General features: G+C 55.5%; 18 protein-coding genes and 1 rRNA gene. 10 read left to right on the forward strand and 9 right to left on the reverse strand.

Annotated features, from left to right (window positions below; all coding sequences use genetic code 11):
- Positions 1-13 precede the first annotated feature (13 nt).
- Entirely contained in the window at positions 14-1348 is a 1335-nt protein-coding gene (locus KGZ66_11385; protein ID MBS3986189.1) for an MFS transporter, read from the forward strand.
- Here KGZ66_11385 and KGZ66_11390 read toward each other — a convergent pair.
- Positions 1345-2781 (reverse strand): HAMP domain-containing histidine kinase, encoded by a 1437-nt coding sequence (locus KGZ66_11390; GenBank protein MBS3986190.1) that lies wholly within the window; start codon positions 2779-2781, stop codon positions 1345-1347. The two genes, KGZ66_11385 and KGZ66_11390, sit on opposite strands and share 4 nt — an antisense overlap.
- Positions 2771-3469, reverse strand: coding sequence for a response regulator transcription factor (locus KGZ66_11395; protein MBS3986191.1), 699 nt, complete (start codon positions 3467-3469; stop codon positions 2771-2773). The genes KGZ66_11390 and KGZ66_11395 overlap by 11 nt, the downstream gene beginning before the upstream one ends.
- A gap of 394 nt (positions 3470-3863) precedes the next feature.
- Here KGZ66_11395 and KGZ66_11400 point away from each other — a divergent pair, with 394 nt between their 5' ends.
- The 5 genes from KGZ66_11400 to KGZ66_11420 all read left to right on the forward strand — a co-directional run bounded on the left by KGZ66_11400 (position 3864) and on the right by KGZ66_11420 (position 8803).
- Positions 3864-4514: a sigma-70 family RNA polymerase sigma factor gene (locus tag KGZ66_11400; protein MBS3986192.1), complete on the forward strand. Its 651-nt coding sequence runs from the start codon at positions 3864-3866 to the stop codon at positions 4512-4514.
- A complete protein-coding gene (locus KGZ66_11405; protein MBS3986193.1) occupies positions 4504-5757 on the forward strand; it encodes a hypothetical protein in 1254 nt (417 codons plus the stop codon). The genes KGZ66_11400 and KGZ66_11405 overlap by 11 nt, the downstream gene beginning before the upstream one ends.
- 88 nt (positions 5758-5845) lie before the next feature.
- Positions 5846-6934 (forward strand): hypothetical protein, encoded by a 1089-nt coding sequence (locus KGZ66_11410; GenBank protein MBS3986194.1) that lies wholly within the window; start codon positions 5846-5848, stop codon positions 6932-6934.
- A gap of 136 nt (positions 6935-7070) precedes the next feature.
- Positions 7071-8039 (forward strand): ABC transporter ATP-binding protein, encoded by a 969-nt coding sequence (locus tag KGZ66_11415; GenBank protein MBS3986195.1) that lies wholly within the window; start codon positions 7071-7073, stop codon positions 8037-8039.
- Positions 8024-8803 carry a hypothetical protein gene (locus KGZ66_11420; GenBank protein MBS3986196.1) on the forward strand — a complete coding sequence of 260 codons (780 nt, stop codon included), beginning with the start codon at positions 8024-8026 and terminating at the stop codon, positions 8801-8803. The genes KGZ66_11415 and KGZ66_11420 overlap by 16 nt, the downstream gene beginning before the upstream one ends.
- Before the next feature lie 78 nt (positions 8804-8881).
- Here KGZ66_11420 and KGZ66_11425 read toward each other — a convergent pair whose 3' ends face one another.
- The 4 genes from KGZ66_11425 to KGZ66_11440 are packed head-to-tail and all read right to left on the reverse strand — an operon-like array spanning position 8882 to position 11922.
- The gene (locus KGZ66_11425) at positions 8882-10609 is read right to left on the reverse strand and encodes a serine hydrolase (protein MBS3986197.1); all 1728 of its coding nucleotides are present in this window, start codon (positions 10607-10609) and stop codon (positions 8882-8884) included.
- A gap of 2 nt (positions 10610-10611) precedes the next feature.
- Positions 10612-10986, reverse strand: coding sequence for a hypothetical protein (locus KGZ66_11430; GenBank protein MBS3986198.1), 375 nt, complete (start codon positions 10984-10986; stop codon positions 10612-10614).
- Positions 10987-11002: 16 nt separating this feature from the next.
- Entirely contained in the window at positions 11003-11401 is a 399-nt protein-coding gene (locus tag KGZ66_11435) for a hypothetical protein (protein MBS3986199.1), read from the reverse strand.
- Entirely contained in the window at positions 11398-11922 is a 525-nt protein-coding gene (locus tag KGZ66_11440) for an RNA polymerase sigma factor (GenBank protein MBS3986200.1), read from the reverse strand. The genes KGZ66_11435 and KGZ66_11440 overlap by 4 nt, the downstream gene beginning before the upstream one ends.
- 120 nt (positions 11923-12042) lie before the next feature.
- Between KGZ66_11440 and KGZ66_11445 the strand changes: the two genes are divergently transcribed.
- The 3 genes from KGZ66_11445 to KGZ66_11455 are packed head-to-tail and all read left to right on the forward strand — an operon-like array spanning position 12043 to position 14409.
- A complete protein-coding gene (locus KGZ66_11445) occupies positions 12043-13146 on the forward strand; it encodes an AAA family ATPase (GenBank protein ID MBS3986201.1) in 1104 nt (367 codons plus the stop codon).
- Positions 13143-13832 (forward strand): DUF4276 family protein, encoded by a 690-nt coding sequence (locus tag KGZ66_11450; GenBank protein MBS3986202.1) that lies wholly within the window; start codon positions 13143-13145, stop codon positions 13830-13832. The genes KGZ66_11445 and KGZ66_11450 overlap by 4 nt, the downstream gene beginning before the upstream one ends.
- 28 nt (positions 13833-13860) lie before the next feature.
- Positions 13861-14409, forward strand: coding sequence for an ECF transporter S component (locus tag KGZ66_11455; protein ID MBS3986203.1), 549 nt, complete (start codon positions 13861-13863; stop codon positions 14407-14409).
- Here the strand turns inward: KGZ66_11455 and KGZ66_11460 are convergent.
- Entirely contained in the window at positions 14370-15020 is a 651-nt protein-coding gene (locus KGZ66_11460; GenBank protein ID MBS3986204.1) for a hemolysin III family protein, read from the reverse strand. The two genes, KGZ66_11455 and KGZ66_11460, sit on opposite strands and share 40 nt — an antisense overlap.
- Before the next feature lie 147 nt (positions 15021-15167).
- Positions 15168-16028: a hypothetical protein gene (locus KGZ66_11465; GenBank protein MBS3986205.1), complete on the reverse strand. Its 861-nt coding sequence runs from the start codon at positions 16026-16028 to the stop codon at positions 15168-15170.
- Positions 16029-16131: 103 nt separating this feature from the next.
- On the opposite strand from KGZ66_11465, the gene KGZ66_11470 reads away from it, so the two are divergent.
- Positions 16132-16776 (forward strand): undecaprenyl diphosphate synthase family protein, encoded by a 645-nt coding sequence (locus KGZ66_11470; protein ID MBS3986206.1) that lies wholly within the window; start codon positions 16132-16134, stop codon positions 16774-16776.
- Between the two features lie 40 nt (positions 16777-16816).
- Here the strand turns inward: KGZ66_11470 and rrf are convergent.
- Positions 16817-16933, reverse strand: a 5S ribosomal RNA gene (gene rrf, locus KGZ66_11475).
- Between the last annotated feature and the right edge of the window lie 147 nt (positions 16934-17080).

A 17080-nucleotide genomic window follows, 5' to 3' on the forward strand; every position in this document is an offset into this window, starting at 1 on the left:
GGAGGGATGCATTTTGCACTTACCACAGCACGAGAAGCTAAAAAATGGGCTGGCCCTGCTTAAAGCCGACTTCTCCGGCTGTACCAGCGACACGCTAGCCACAAACATTAGGCTAAACAACTACCACGGCATTATGTCTACGCTTGCGCAGAACCTTGTGGGCCCGTTTATTGGGATTTTCGCAGTGCGTCTTGGGGCCAGCAACTATCAAATTGGCCTCCTCTCTTCGGCACCTGCACTGATGGCTCTGCTCGCGATGATTCCGGGCGCAAAGTACGTCGACAGCCGCAGCAACAAGAAACGCGTTACAGCTGCCTTTATGTGGGCACATCGCCTCTTTTTCTTTCTGCTTGCCCTTATCCCTTTGTTTGCCGAAGACAGCCGCGCAACCATTTTAGTTATCTTAATTGCCGCCATGAACTTCCCCGGAGCCATCAGCAATGTAGGTTGGCAGGGGTTTATTGCCAATGTCGTGCCAAGTGAGCGCCGTGCGGCTGCCTTTGCCGACCGCAATCGGCTGATGAATATCGTAGGGACGCTAGCGGTGCTTGGAGCGGGCCGCATGCTCGACATTATGCCCTTCCCGCTTGGATACCGCATTATGTTCACGCTAGCCTTTGTGCTGGCCATAGGGGAAATCTGGGTCTTCTCGCGGCTCAAGGAGCTCTCGCCAAGCGGCACACCGGCACACGGGCAGGACGTACCGTGGCCGCGCTTTCTCTTGGAGTTGCCGCGCTCAATTGCCGCAGACATTAAGGGTATGGCGCACCAGAAGCGTTTCTTGCGTTTTACCGCGACCTCGCTGTTTTTCCACTTTGCCTGGCAGGTTGCTTGGCCGCTGTTTACACTTTATCAGACTAGAGAACTCGGAGCCAACAACCTGTGGATTAGCATGCTTACCCTTAGCAACACGGGCGGCACGCTGCTTGGATACGGGTTTTGGGTGCGTTACACCCAGAAGTACGGCTCCCTAAAAACACTCTTTATTTCTTCGCTAGGGATGTTCATGGTGCCGCTTGTGCACGCTTACTCGCGCAGCCTCACTACCATTGCTCTGTTCAATATCATCACCGGAGTAATCTTCTCCGGCGTGATGCTGTCACTCTTTAATGCCCTACTCGACATGACGCCAGAAGACAGGCGTACGACATCTATAGGTTATTACAATACGGCCATCAGCCTAGGTGCCATAGCTGCACCGCTTGCTGGCGTCGCTATGCTCAATCTGTTCGGCTACAAAGTTGCCTTTTTGGTTGCTGCCGCTCTGCGCATCCTAGGCGGCCTCGCCTTTGGTGCAGTGTACTGGCTAGAGACGGCTGAGCAGAAGAAGTCGGCCGCAAACCCCTAGCTAGGCGGTGTCGTTACGGGCACAGGTAAGCTGAGGAGGAAGGTGGCGCCGTGCCCATGCGCAGTTTCTACACGGATATTGCCCTCATGGGCTTGCACTACCTCGTAAGCAATCGCTAGCCCCAGCCCGCTACCGCCTGTAGCGCGTGCGCGTGATGCGTCGACACGATAGAAGCGTTCAAAAATCCTCGCCTTAGCTTCGAGCGGAATCCCAGGACCGTCATCCACGACACAGAGCGAAATCGCCTCGGGAGTAGTGCTTAAGGCAATATGTACGGCGTTGTCGGCAAACTTGATGGCGTTGTCTACTATGTTAAAGATCGCTCGGTGCAGCGCGGCTTCATCCCCCACGTAAGGGACCTCCCGCGGAATGTTCGTCGTCACACTGACTCGCCGCGTCCTGGCAAGAGCCGACAGGCTCGCTACCACCCGCCGGGTTAGGTGTGCTAAGTCGCAGTGTTCACGCACTAGCGCCGCTCGGCTGTCGAGGCGGGCTAGCTGGAGCAGGTCTGCCACGAGAGTGCTGAGCCTGTCTATTTCCCGCACGAGGTCAAGCAGCAGTTCTTGTCGGGTATCAGAGTTTATGCTTGGGTCGGTCACCAGCGGGTCGATAAGCGCCTTCATGGCCGCTAAGGGAGCGCGCATTTCGTGGGAAGCGTCGGAAATAAAGCGCATGCGAGCCGCTTCTAGCGCATGCACTCGCTCGCTCATATGATTAAATGCTACGCCAAGCTCGTAGATCTCTTCATCGCCGCTCTCGGCCACCCTAGCCGTCTGTTCCCCATCGCATATTTTGCCAACGGCTTGCGTCAGGTGCACAAGCGGAGAAGTTATACTTGACGCTAGCCCGAGTCCCATGATGGCGGCAATCAGGGCGACTGCCGCGCTCCCCACTAGCAGCCGCCGCTCAAGGAGATCGAGAGAAGCGTAGACATCGTCGAGGCTGCTGGCAATAAAGGCCACGCCGATTTGCTCGCGCCCCATCAGCTCGGTAGGGACTCCCCCTTCGCCGTAATGGTCGCGGAAAATCGGCGCCAACACGTAGAGAGTAGCCCGCCCTACATTCGTGTGCCGTTCCAAGACCTCGGTGTTTCCCATAAGGCTACTCGGCAGCGCCGGGTGCGTGAGTGCGTGCCCCGTGAGTTGGTCAAACGCATCCGCTAACACCAGACCTGACGTATCCGTAATAATGACACGCGCCCGTAACTGCTCGGCGAAAGTGCGGGTCATGCGCGCTAGGTCAAGCTTACTATCAAGCATGGCTTCCCGCGCGCTGTTGGCGATAATGTTGCTCTGTATCAGCAAGGCTGCGCGCCGCTCACTAAGAAAATGCTCGTGCAAAAACTGCTGTATGATGAGCCCTAGTCCCACTACAGCCATGGCGATGACGAGCAAGTAAGTAAGCGGCAGTCGCAGCCTGAGGCTAAGTCGCATGATCGTTTTCTCGTAAATAGTACCCGGCGCCCCATCGCGTTAGCACGTACTTGGGGCAGGCTGGGTCTTCTTCTATTTTGGCCCGCAGGCGCCCTATGTGCACGTCGACGTTGCGCAAATCGCCTAAGTGGCTGTATCCCCACACGAGCTGCAGCAGGTTCTCGCGCGAAAACGTTTTGCCGCGGTTAGTAGCCAGCGTTAGCAAAATATCGTATTCTTTATTGGTTAAGTCGACAGGTCGCCCTGTGACGGACACCTTGCGCTTACCCGTATCTATGACTAAGTCCCCCACGCTGAGGCGCGTTTCCTCGCCAGAGCTGCGGCTCCAATCTTTGCGGCGCAGCAATGCGCGCACACGCGCTACTAACTCGCGCGTGTTAAAGGGCTTCGTCAGGTAATCGTCGGCACCTTTTTCTAAGCCCAGAATCTTGTCTACGTCTTCGCTGCGCGCCGTAAGCATCAATATTGGGACAGTGGCCTTTCGCCTGATGGCTTCGCAGACAGCGAACCCGTCTAGACCGGGCAGCATGACATCAAGTATTACTAGGTCTGGGGCAAGGCGACTAAAGGCGGCAAGCGCTTCGTTGCCGTCGTAGGCGGCATGCACTTCATACCCCTCGTGCTCCAAACTGAGGGTGAGCCCCTTAAGAAAGCTAGCTTCGTCGTCGACTAAGAGTAGCTTATACATGGCCAGACCTCCTGTACCATTAGTATAACGGGTCGGGGGTAGGGGGGCAAGGGAGCGCGCGACGTGCGACGTAGGCCGTGCGCCGTGCTTCGTGCTTCGTGCTTCGTAGCTTAAGGCGTACGGCTTACAGCGTACAGCTTACAGCGAAGAACCGTTCCCCTTTGACCTTTCCACCTTTCCACCCCTCCCCTCAACGCTGATAGCACTCCCACCCAGTTCATGATTCACGATTCACGATTCACGATTACCCCGCTCACAGCTCACTGCTCAAAGCTGTCGGCTGGCGGCCGGCGGCTGGCGGCCCCCGCCCCAAGCGACAAGTGACAAGCCACAAGCAGGATTGTTTCATGCGACACCGTATTTAATGGTTACGGAAAAGAGGCAGGTGAAATGAGTGGATCTCGATGAGCGCGGCCTAGAACAGGAACGTCAGCTAGTGGAACGGGCCAAACGAGACCCGGAGGCTTTTGGCCTGCTTTACGAGCGGCACTACGATTCTGTCTATAACTATGTACTGCGCCGCACCGGACACGTGCAGACCGCGCAGGACATTGTCAGCGAGACGTTCTTTATTGCGCTGCGTAGCTTAGGCAAGTTTAAGTGGCAGGGCGTACCCTTCTCGGCTTGGCTCTACCGAATCGCTATCAATGAGCTGGCCGGCCACTTCCGCCGCGGGCGCGCTAAGACTGTCTCGCTGGAAGCCCTGCGCGAGGAGGGGTTTGAGCCGTTAGCGGACAGCGATGTTGAACGCGAGGCGCTCGCCTGTCAGGAAGAGATAGACCGCTACCTTGAGTATCACGCCGTGAGGAAGGCCGTGAACGACCTACCGGAGCGATACCAAGACGTGGTCGCGTTGCGTTTTTTCGCCGGCAAGCAGGTAGCCGAGATCGGCGTAATCCTAGGCAAGCCGGTAGGTACCGTAAAGTCGCTCCTGCACCGCGGGATAGAAAGACTAAGGCAAACGCTCACACAGGCAAGACAAGGTGCAACCTTTAGCGAGGCGTCGACTTATGTAGAGAAAGGGAGGGGATTGCATGGAGACTAACGCACGCGATGACCAAGCGTTTGTTTCAGCCCTAGAGGCCGTGTCGTTGCCGCATGCCGATACCCCCCGCTTTAAGGCAGAGCTTAAGGCGAAGCTACTGGTGGAGGCGGCGCAGCGCGCGCAACCCGTCCGTCCCGCTAAGCCCGCCGGTGTGGTAGGGCACCCGTGGTGGCGCTATGCGCTTGTTGCGGCGGCATTGCTTGTGGTGCTGACTTGGCAAATGCTACCCGCTCCCTTGCCTGCTTTTGCCTACCTAGAGATTGAGGTTAACCCCGGCGTACGCCTGACGCTAAATGTGCGCGGGCAAGTCATCGGCCTGGAACCCCTAGACGACGCTGCGGCACTGGCCTTGGGCAACATTAATCTGCGCAGGCAAACCACTGCGGAGGTCGTAACACAGGTACTGGGGCGCTTGCATGGCGCGGCTCTACTTGACGCAACAAGTCGGGTGTGGCTGGTGGCGTCTCCTGTCGGCGAGGCGCGGGCAGAGGAAGTAGAAAAGCTCTTGACCATGGCGCAGACGGCCGTCAACACAGCGACACAGCACTTACTTACGCAGTCGGCGGCAGCACAGGGGCTGGTAGTTGACCGCGAGCGCTACGAAATAGCCAAGCAGGCCGCGCTTAGACCGTCGCAGTACCTTCGCGTGGCACGGGCAGGTGTGTCGGCAGCCGGGATGAAGGAGCTGGTGGCGGCAGGTGCAAGGCTACAGGCGACAGGGAAACTACCCGGGAACCGCCTGCGCGAACTGGCGGAACTAGTCGCGGAACTGCTGGAGCTAGGCTTGCCGGAAGGTGAAGCTGTGCAGCTTATTGAGACCTTGCTTGCGCAAGAACAGAACATGGAACGCTTGACTAAGCGCATTGAGAAGGCCGTGGAGCGAATAGAGGAAGGGCAAGCGCTAAAGGACGCCGTGCAGGAGCTGCGAGAGGGCAAGGATCGGCTAGATGAGCGAGACGACGCAGAAGACGACGAAGATGACGACAAAGACGACGAAGATGATAAGCGTGACAGATCCGAAGGCCGGGGACAAGGACAAGGTCAAGGTCAAGGTCAAGGCCAAGGCCAAGGTCAGCGCGAGCGCGAGGATAAGCGCGAGGATAAGCGTGAGGATGAGGGCGAAGGCGGGATTGACGACACAGGTGACGACGAGCGCAAGCCCGGCCCTGAGGATATTCCGCCACAAACCGATGGGGACGGCCAGGATAAGCAGGCGAACGAAGACAAAGACGAGGGAAATTAATTTTCGGCGGGAGTGCAACCTTTCGCTGCTAGACCCCTTATGAGAGTAAGAGACGCCGGTCTCGCAAAAATTGTAAGAGGTGAAGGCAATGTTATCAGGAAACCGGAAATTCCTTGTTCCCTTATTGGTAATCGCTCTTTTGGCCACTAGTTTACTCTGGACCTTCCGTGCTCGCCCTGCGTTCGCACATATCACGCTGGAAGTTAATCCGAACCTGACGCTTACGGTTGACTCGAGGAACCGCGTTTTGGCCGTCGAACTAGGGGAAGGCAAAGCGCAAGAGCTTTTTGCCGACACCGATTTCCGCCATATGCCGCTTGAGGCGGCCCTCCGGCAAATCACCGCCAAAATCGAAGCGGCAGGGCTCCTTACTCCTGAGAGGCGTGTACTGCTAACTGCCCATGCGGCGACAGGCACTACCCCGGAACAACTGGCTCCGCTGGTGAAAAAGGCACAGGCAGTGATAGACGTCCACATCAGAGAGGCTGCGTCGGCGGTACCGGTAGCCACGGCGATTGTATCGGCACCGCTAAGCGAGGCAGCAAAGAGACTGGGCGTATTGCCCTCAGTTTACGCAGAACTGATCGCCGGCGGCATATCCAATGAAACTCTGGTGGCACTGTTTGGCCAACTGACCGGCGAGGGCATTACCGCCAAGAATTTTCGCAAAGAGATTCGCGACATAGCCGAGAGCCTGCTCGATATGCGGGAGGAAGGCATTAGCGAGGCAATGGCTCTGCAGGTGCTGCAAAAGGCCATTAAGGCAGACCCGGCTCTGCGCGAAGTTACTACTATCGCTTATGATTTCCTAGACCTAGTCGAGGCCGGGTTTGCGCCTGAAGCTGCACTGGCCGCCATTTCTCGGGCTATCGCCGCCGACCCGACGCTCCGCGAACATAGCACAATTGTTGCGGTGCTTGCCGATCTAAAAGAGCAGGGCCTCTCCGACACAGATGCGTTAACTAAGCTTGAGCAGGCCATTACCGCCGACCCCACCCTGCGCAGTCTAGACGATTTGGTGGAAAAGGCCCCCCCGGGCACGCGCGGCCGCGCTCTAGGGAGGAACAAGGACAAAGATCGGGCTGACGAAGATAAGGATGACGAGGACGACGACAGCGACGACGACGACAGCGGCAAACCCGAGTTTCCCGGCAAGGGCAAGGCACGCGGACGCTAAACCTAGTAGCGACAACGAACAGAGGGCTCCCCGCAATATCGGGGAGCCTTTTTTTGATCAGACCATTGACAACATCTACTTGCCCTTGCTAAAATCAAGGCACGTATTATTAATATAAAGGGGTTGATACACATACATGAGCATGCTAGATATTCATAACCTCAGGAAGACTTTCGCCGGCAAGAAGCAGAAGGTGGTGGCCGTGGACGACGTGTCTTTCACAGTGCTACCGGGGGAAATGGTGGGGTTGCTGGGCCCAAACGGCGCGGGCAAGACTACCATCATTAAATCTGTGCTTGGCATCGTCGAGCCTGACAGCGGCACGATTAGCGTTAAGGGGTATAGCCCGGCGCGGGAGCTTAGGCAGCTCCTCTCCCACACCGCGGCGGTACTTGAGGGTAGTCGCAACATCTATTGGCGCCTAAGTGTGTGGGAGAACATCTGCTTCTTTGCGGGTATTCACGGCATATCTGTAGCCGCGGGCAAGAGCTACTTCGAACACCTCTTGACCACCTTTAGTCTCAAAGAGAAGCGCGACAGCGAGGTGCGCCATTTGTCGCAGGGCATGAAGCAAAAGGTGGCCATCTGCTGCGCACTGGCCAAGCAGACCTCGCTTGTTTTTCTGGATGAACCCACGCTTGGACTCGACGTAGAAACTTCCTATGAACTGCGCGATGCACTAAAAGACCTGGTACAAAATGAGCAGCGCACCGTCGTGGTGAGCAGTCACGATATGGACGTGATTCAGGATATTTGCCAGCGTGCCATTATTGTATCCGGAGGCAGAGTGATCGCCGACGAAAGAATCATCGACCTATTAGCGCTCTTCGAAAGCCGCACATTCAAGCTTGTCGTGGCGGGGGCCGAACACAAGGAGCTGCTTGCTGCGCTAACCCACATCTTCCCGCATTTTACTTACAGCACTAACGACAGGCAGCTCCTGCTTACGGCTAACTTGCCGCAAGCGAGCGACCTGTACGCCTTAATCGACCTCTTGCGTGAACACGGTGCCGAGCTTGAGACCATTAACCAAGAGGCGCCCGACCTAGAAAAAGTCTTTGTCAACCTGGTGCGGAAGGAGAGAGAGCGGTGCAACGGTATTTAATCGCCATGCGGGCCATGATTACCCGCAACCTGATCAATATGCGGCGCTATGTGTTTAACACCATATCGGGGCTAGTCACGATGTACATAGTCTTTATGCTGCTTTTTATGGGGGTGCGAGGCATAGGCGGCGCGGCTCTCGCCGGCGGCACGACGCTCGAAGGGTTAGTTGTAAGCTACCTGCTGTGGGTGCTTTCCATTAGCGCCTACAGCGACCTCGCATGGGACTTAAACCAAGAAGCGCAGGTAGGCACACTAGAGCAGCTGTACATCTCTCCTATCGGCTTCAACTGGCTAAATGCCTTCAACCTTATCTCGGGGCTTGGTCTAAGCTTTGTTTTCGCGAGCGTGCTCCTGACGTTAATGATGCTTACTACCGGGACGTACCTTAACCTGGACGTAATAAGCGTGATACCGCTGATGATACTGTCGCTGCTTGGGGTCTACGGCATTGGCTTTGCTATGGGCGGCCTAGCCCTTATCTTTAAGCGCATCCAGGCCTTCTTTCAGATCTTCCAGTTTGTCTTTGTGGCTTTCCTCGCCCTGCCCCTAGACCGCTTCCCGTGGGCACAGTTTCTGCCGTTGACCATGGGCGGGCATTTAGTTCGTCAAGTGATGGTTCACGGCACTCGCCTGTGGGAACTGCCCGCATCTTCTCTGGCGGTGCTAGCACTAGTTGGCGTCTTCTACTTAGCACTTGGCCTCACTATCTTTGAGTGGAGCGCGCGTATCGCTAAGCGCAAGGGGCTGCTAGGGCACTATTAGGCTATTAACTAGCTACTTTAGACAAGAACTCCCCCTACCTGTGCGTAGGGGGAGTTTTATTGTGCCGGGGAGTTGCTCTTAGCCTAACTTGCCTACACGGCGCAGAAGATACCGTTCGTAAATCAGCTCGATGCCTTTGTCGCTTACCGCAAACTCAATAGGCACTCTCACGCCGGTGTTAAGCGTGTAGAACCGCTTGTGCGCGCCCGATAAATCCTCCACAAGCAATGGCGCGGTAGTGTCGTTGTATTTGTCCTTGTTCTCAAGCATCAGGAGACTGCCCGCCTTCTTGACCTGCACGCGCATCGTGCCCTTGTAAGTCTCGTACACGCCTGTTAGCGCGGTTAGTTCGCGCTCTAGCGCGATAAAGGGGAGCTCTGCTGGCTCTTGCCCAAGCAGCAGGCACAAGGCGTATTGCCCTATCTGCGACAGCGGATAGCCGCTGCCGTTAGCGAGTAGGACTACCCCCAGCCCTTCCTCGGGCACAAAACCCATAAAGGCAGTCGCCACGAGCACCGAGCCGCCGTGGTCAATCAGAGTGCGACCGTAAAAGGCCGGTGTATTAAACAAGCCCAAAGCGTAGTAGCGGGAGCCGAAGTTCCCCTGATAGGGGAGCGCAATGCGCGGCTCCTGCATGGCTTTGATGCCGTCTTCGCCTAAGACGCGTGTCTGCCCAAACTTGCCCCCGCCCAAATACATCGCGGCGTAGCGGGCTAAGTCGTAGATATTGCTAATCAGTGCGCCGTCGGCCGTCAAGCCGCCGTAAGCATAAGTTGAAGGCATCTGCTCGCCGGTGCGGGTGATGACGTAAGGCACGGCGACGTCGCTGTCCTTCTCTACCGCGGCTTTGCCAAAAAAGCTTCTGTCCATACCAAGGGGCAGCAAAATATGTGTGCGCACGTAGTCCTCGTAAGGGACGCCCGCGCACTTCTCAATCACCGCGCCAAGCGCGGCATAGCCCTCGTTCAGGTAAAACCAGCGTTCGCCGGGCTTAAACAGAGTCCAGTCGTTAGCGTCCTGCATAAAAGTCACGAGGTCGCTGTAGCTCGCAATCGGCAGCCAATTATCCTGCGCGCCCGTGCGTCCTCGGATTACCGCCTCGGCATAAGCTAACGCCGGTATGCCGGACGAATGGGTGAGCAGGTGCAGAATGGTCACGCGCTCGCCCTGCGGCCTCACCGGAAACGGCACGTGCAGGTCGACCGGGTCGTCGAGGCGGAGCTTCCCCTGCTCGGCTAGCTGCATAATGGCTAGCGCAGTAAAGGACTTGGTCACCGAGCCGATGCCATACAGCGTCTTCGTCGTGGCCGGGAGCCCGCGCGCCACGTCTTTAAAGCCAAACGCCCTCGCCCACACCACTTCCTCTCCCTTGACGACGGCAGCTGTCAGCGACGGCAGCTTAGTTTCGGACAGCTTCTCCAGAATAAACTCCTCTAACCTAGCAAACACAACGCCACCTCCTCGTATTTGGCACACATAGGTGCTGTAAGTGGTAATTCTGCGGCGAGGCGGCAAATCCTTTAGATATGCGAAACTGCAGGCTCCCCCACTCGCAAGGCGCACGAAACGCCTGGAATGGGGGAGTCTCTCTAGCCAGTGATTAATTCTCCTCTGGGTCTCCTGGTAACCTTGGCTGTCACACAACTGGGCAATTGTCTCGGGCGGGAGATTGGCTTTTCTTAGCTCTGCGGCAAAGGCGCCTACGGCCGCTTGACGCGATGCTTTAAGGCTTAGACCCATAACACCTGCTTTGACTGCTAAGCCTAGGCCCTTGCCGGCAAGGCGCATTAACCGTAGTGCACCCAAGGCTATTCTTCGTCCTCAGGGCAGCAGACAATCTCCTCGCCATGGCTTCGGTGCATCCGTATTTTGTGGCTCATCTTATGTGGGTGTATCGATACCACGCCGGGCTTGTCGATTTTGTCACTAAAGCTTTTGATTGTGCTAAGGTAGTCGCGCGTGAGACTGGAGGCAAGCTCAGTGTCAATACCGCTGGCAATAAGCTCTTTGTAGAAGTTGCCTACTGCTTGCCCCATGCCCTTCCCGGCTTCGGGGGAATAGACTACTTCCTTTATGGACCTAATGAGATGCGGCACTTTGTCGCTTACTACGCCAAGCAGCTTGCTGATCTCTTCAACCGGAATCTCTCTTCTCCCTTTGTTTTCATCGTGTTCTTTTGACATTTCTCAGACCTCCCTGTTAATTCCCTACTGCGGCGAGCAGCCAGTCGGCAAGTGATTGGTTTCTTAGTGTCGGGACGGGCATTTTGACTACAAGGAACCCGTCGAAGAGCGGTGGCAACGCAAATTCGGCCATGCAGACTGTCACCCTAGGAACAGAGATTGGCACGAGCTGGAGTATCTCTCGCAGCACCCTGTGCGTCAAGGCATCGTCGGTATGGTCCGGCAGCGGTCGTGTGCACAGCCTCGCGATGGGCAGGGAGTCAATTTCTGCGTGCAGCTTAGGCCCAATGCTATGCCAAAACGCAAGCTCCTGCCGGCATGTACCACACGTGCCGAGGTGATGCACTACCAACATTCTATCGCTTTCATCGAGGCCGTCGGCAGCAAACCAAGGCAATAGCTCGCAGATGCTCATGTCCTCACCTCCCCTAGGCTTGCCAGTAGCGCACGTCTGGCTAGAAACATTCGGCTTTTGACTGTACCGACCGCAACGCGCTGCAGCTCTGCTATTTCGCGGTAGGTTAATCCGGCATAATAGGCTAGTAGCACAACTTCTTGCTGCTCCTCCGGCAGAGCGCGTACCGCACTAAGTACCACCAGCCGATTTTCGCTCGACTCGCTGGCATTGCCCACGCCTAGATGCTGGACTTCGCTAGTTAGCTCCTCCGTCGGTCGGTGTTTACGCCTTGTCTCGCGGATTTTGTTGTGTGCGACTCCAAAGACCCAAGTAGAGACGGTGGACTTCCCTGTGAATGAAGCGGCTGATTTCCACACGGTTAGGAATGTCTCCTGCAGACAGTCGCTGGCCAGTTCGCTATCCTGCAGCCGACTTAGGGCAAAGCGGTAGATGCGTTCCTTATACTTTTCGTACAGCGCCGCAAAGCTACTCGTGCAGCCTTTACTGATAGCTGCCAGCAGTTCTTGGTCACTGTACACCGCGCTCACCGCCTCTCGTATATTAGTGTCGGTTTAGGGGTGAGAGGTTCACTTCGCAGCAGGATTTTGCTCGATCTCGGCAGAATAAGGAGTGAAACGTAATCGATGGGAGCTGATTAGGTGCTTCGACGAATCAGCATTAGAGGCTTTAAAAGCTTACGCGATGCGGACATTGAACTTCAGCAAATCAACGTGCTGATCGGTGCTAACGGAGTCGGGAAATCTAATTTCCTTGCGTTCTTTCGCATGCTCAATTACCTAACTAGTAAGGGCCTGCAGGTGTATATTGCTAAGGCTGGCGGAGCCGACATGCTTTTGCACTACGGGTCGAAGAATACTCCACGCTTAGAATGCTCCCTCGCATTTGATACAGAGCAGGGAACGAATATTTACGAGATGTCATTAACAAGTGCTGCAGGTGATACCCTAATCTTCACTGATGAGAAAGCATGCTTTAACAGGAGGGATGGCACGCAGAGGCTTCCGATATCATTAGGTCAGGCGGGCCATAAAGAGACGGCTCTTGACGAGAGCACAGTGGAGGGTATTAGTAGAGTCGGACGCTTCATTAGATCTGCTATGAGCATGTGGCGAGTCTATCATTTTCATGATACTTCTCCTGAGGCCAGACTAAAGAAAAAGTGTAGCATCTACGATAACGAGTACTTGCGAGATGATGCCGGGAACCTCGCTGCCTTCTTGTTTCGTTTGCGTTCTGAATCATCACCGTACTACAATCGAATTGTTGAAGCTGTTCGTCAGTTTGCGCCTTGGTTCGGTGACTTTGTTCTCAGACCAGACGTGGTGAATTCGGGGTCGATCTCCTTGGCGTGGCGTGAAAGAGACTCGGACCACTTGTTCAGCGTCGACCAGCTGTCTGATGGCACGGTAAGAATGATGGCCTTGGCTACACTCCTCTTACAACCCCAGCTACCCTCATGCATTATTCTGGATGAGCCGGAACTGGGCCTTCACCCCTATGCGCTTAACATTCTCTCAGATCTCATCAAGGCAGCCTCCATGAAGTCACAGGTAATACTGGCAACTCAATCTGCCCACCTCGTTGATCAATTCGCTGCCAAAGACATCATTGTCGCGGAGCGAAGGAACAGTCAAACAGTCTTTGAAAGACTAAATGAGGAACACCTTGCAGCTTGGCTACAAGAATACTCCCTAGGCGAGCTGTGGGATAAGAATGTCTTCGGGGGCAGGCCCGCCCTATGAGTCGCATTAATGTTGTTGTGGAGGGGCAGACCGAGGAGGCTTTTGTCACGCAGGTGCTCGCTCCCTATCTTGGCGCACAAGGCGTCTTCCTCACACCTAGGCGAGCCTATACCAGCAAGCGCGGAACTAAGTATCATAGAGGAGGTGTGACCACCTACTCTCTAGTCAAACGCGATATAGTCACTTGGCTTCGGCAAGACCAAGGCGCGTGGGTAACAACTATGCTGGACTTGTACCGGCTTCCTGACGACTTTCCCGGGCACCTAACTACATCATCTAGCCAAGACCCCTATGTGATTGCGAGTGCGCTAGAAGCGGCATTGGCTCAAGACATAAGCAGCCTTCGGTTCATCCCCTACATCCAGCTACACGAATTTGAGGCTTATCTGTTCTCAGACGTTTCTGCTATAGCCAGTTATTTCTTCGAATGTGAAGGTCTCAGAGACAACCTTAGTGCGATCAGAGATGGATACCATAGCCCAGAACACATTAACTCCAGACCTGGGCAGGCACCCTCCAAGCGACTCATGCAGCACGTACCTGCATATGACGCGTTAAAGAGAATAGCTGGGCCCGTGATTGCGGAGAAAATCGGTCTCGCTGTAATCCGAAAGGAGTGTCTGCACTTTAACTCCTGGATTGAGCGCATGGTGGCCGTCACCCAGAAGCCCAGCGGAACACGTTAACGTAAAGATGAGAGGAGCAAAACTCAATATGAAGCCAAGTTTGCCTCTATTTGTTAGAACAGCCCTAATGATTGCACTAGGAATCGCTCTCCCGTTTGCGTTTCACGGCATCCCTAATGCCGGACGCATATTCTTGCCGATGCACATCCCTGCCATTTTGGCCGGGTTGCTGTTTGGGCCACTTTCGGGTCTTCTGACCGGCGCGATAACGCCGCTGCTTAGCTCGCTCCTTACGGGCATGCCACCGCTAGCCCCTGTCCCCATTGCTGTGCAAATGAGCGTAGAGCTAGCGATCTTTGGCTTATTGGCAGGGGTCTTGTATCGCGTTTTGCGCCAAAACCTCGTGCTTAGCTTAATTGTCGCGGTGTTTGGGGGCAGATTCGCCTATAGCGTCATCACGCTGGCGTTTTTCCCACTGGTTGGCCTGCGTCCGGCCCCGCTCGGCGTCGTCTTTGGTGCCGCGCTGACCATGGCTGTGCCTGGCTTGCTGCTACAATTTGTGGCCATTCCTGCGGTCGTATTGGCATACGAAAAGCTCTATCCTACAAAGGCCAGAAAGCGAAACACCGCCCAGTAGTGCAGCGCACTGCCAGCCAGGACAAAGAAATGCCAAAGCTCGTGAAAGCCAAATACGCCTGGGAGAAGCCTGGGCCAGCGCAAGCCATAGAATACTGCCCCCACGGTATAAGCTAGGCCTCCTAAGGCCAGAAAGATTAGTGCCCCAGCGGGGAGAGCTTGTACCAGCGGCACAGCTACTATAACCACCATCCACCCCAAAAGCAGATAGAACCCGAGATAGAGCCACCGCGGTGCGCTAAGCCATACGACGCGAAAGACCATGCCTAAAATGGCCAGTGTCCAAACGGCACCAAGCAGCCACTCACCGCCCCGCCTTTGTAGAGCTACAAGGCAGAAAGGTGTATACGTGCCGGCAATCAGCACAAAGACCATCATGTGGTCGATGCGGCGCAACCACTGCTTGACCTTTGTGCGGACGGCGGCTAAGTGATACACGGCCGAAGCGGAGTAGAGCAACACCAGGCTGATGCCAAAAACAAGGAACGAGGCTAAGTGCCGCGCGGTGCCATGCGCTAAGGCGACACTAATCAGGGGAATTAAGGCGACTACAGCCAAGACCGCTCCTGCCGCATGCGAAATGCCACTCGCCCAATCGGGCCTGCTGATCACTGGCGCACCTCCAATGCGATGTTCGAGGCTGACACGCTTATATTATTGACGATATCGAGAGCATAAAGTGTCTATTTGGGGACGGAGCGGAGAGTGTCTTGTGATGGACGGAGGAGAGCGACATCTGCAGCTCCCGCTCGCTCGCAGCTACTCATACATACGCAGGTAATCCTTGACGTGCTGTCTGACCTTCTCGCGAGGCAGTGAAGCGATTTGTTGGATATCCAACTCGATCTCCTCAAGGTACAGCACGAACTCCCGGCCTAGGTAATAGCCTGCGTCACTTTTCCCCCCGATATGATTCCAGTTCCCGTAGAATTCAGAGACGGCTTCGCCAGCATCAACTCGTTCGCGGTACACCCCGCAGAGCCTAATGTGATTTTCTTTGCACCAGGCTAGCCAGCTTGCTCCGTAGCGCTGAAATGCCGGATAGCCGAGGACTAGTTCTTGGTAGCGCTCTGCGAACCCTTCGAGGTACAGCCTGAGGGAGCCGTCCTCAGCTGTTCCCTGCAGCAAGTCTAACCATTCCCGCTTACCGCGTAATGCTTGGTGCGCAACGTGGCAGATTTCGTGGGCCACTAGATATTGCAGCGAGGCGACGTCCGTCCAGCCGAGATCCGCGATGTTCTCAAGGCCAAACAAAATAGCTGACTCCCCTTCGTATTCGGTCACCCAGCCTGCACCGTTACCCAGCCCGATATAGACGACTATGTTCACCTCTCCTACGCGTCCGAAGAAGTTGGCACCCCTCTCCGTGACCGACGGAAGAACTGCAAGCAAGTTGTCGTGCGCCATTTGCATCTTCTCTATGCTCCGACAGAGCCTTGGGAAGACGTGCGAAAAGAAGACTTCCCGCCAGTTGTCGCCGTACTCGCCTTGGCACAGCTCGCGAAGAGCTGGCCACGCAGAGATATAGCGCTCCCACTCCGCTAGCGCCTCTTCGGCAGAGCCGCTACAGCAAGTCTTAAGGTAAAGCTGAGCAGCGTCAAAGGTGTCGATTACTGTCATGGCGGCATCACCTGACTTTCGAGTTTCTGGATGTCGCGCTCCTCCGTCCTCATCCTCCGTCTCTCTCCGTATAAGTTCCTTAAGCGCGGGGCACACCAAGGCTATGCAGAGAAACAAGAGGTTCACCCGACTGCCAAAGCATATCGGCATTATTCCCGATGGGAACAGAAGATGGGCTGTCAAGAACGGCAGGCAGAAGCAGGACGGATACCAGCGGGGCTTAGAGCCGGGGCTCCTAGTGTATGAGATGTGCCTAGAGCTAGGGGTACCGGAGCTTACCTTTTATGGCTTTACCCAGGACAACACCAAGCGCCCCGCTGCCGAGAGATTGGCTTTTCAGCAGGCCTGCGTGGATGCTGTTAGGCTGCTCTCTAACCGCGATGCCTCCTTGCTCGTGATGGGGGACCATACGTCGCACTTCTTCCCACCCGAACTTTCGGAGTATGTCCACAGGAAAGTCTTCGGCAAGGGTCTTATGCACATTAACTTCCTCGTTAACTATGGCTGGAAATGGGATTTGTCGCATCTGACGAAAGCAAGCGGTGGTCGCATTGCTTCCCACGACATATCGCGCATTGACCTGATCATACGGTGGGGTGGCCGGAATCGGCTTAGTGGCTTTCTACCTTTGCAGTCCGTCTACTCAGACATCTACGTGGTAGATGATTATTGGCCGGACTTTAGACCAGAGCATTTGCAGAGGGCCTTGGAATGGTATCAGAAACAGGATATCACGTTGGGCGGATAGGCGAAAACCCCGAGCGTATGCTCGGGGTTTTCTAATTTTCTTCCGGCAGCGTCCTACTCTCCCGGGGACTTGCGTCCCAAGTACCATCGGCGCTGGAGGGCTTAACTGCCGTGTTCGGGATGGGAACGGGTGGGTCCCCTCCGCCATTGCCACCGGAAATGTGTTAATCTTGAATCTTGAATCTTGAATCGCGAATCATGAACTGTGAGCCGCAACCCGAAGGTCATGTTTCATGATTCATGTTTCATGATTTCTCAGGCGCATCGTGCACCTTCAAAACTGAACAGTGGGAAGTTCACATTCA

This window comes from Selenomonadales bacterium, from assembly GCA_018335585.1.
Taxonomy (GTDB): Bacteria; Bacillota; UBA994; order UBA994; family UBA994; genus UBA994.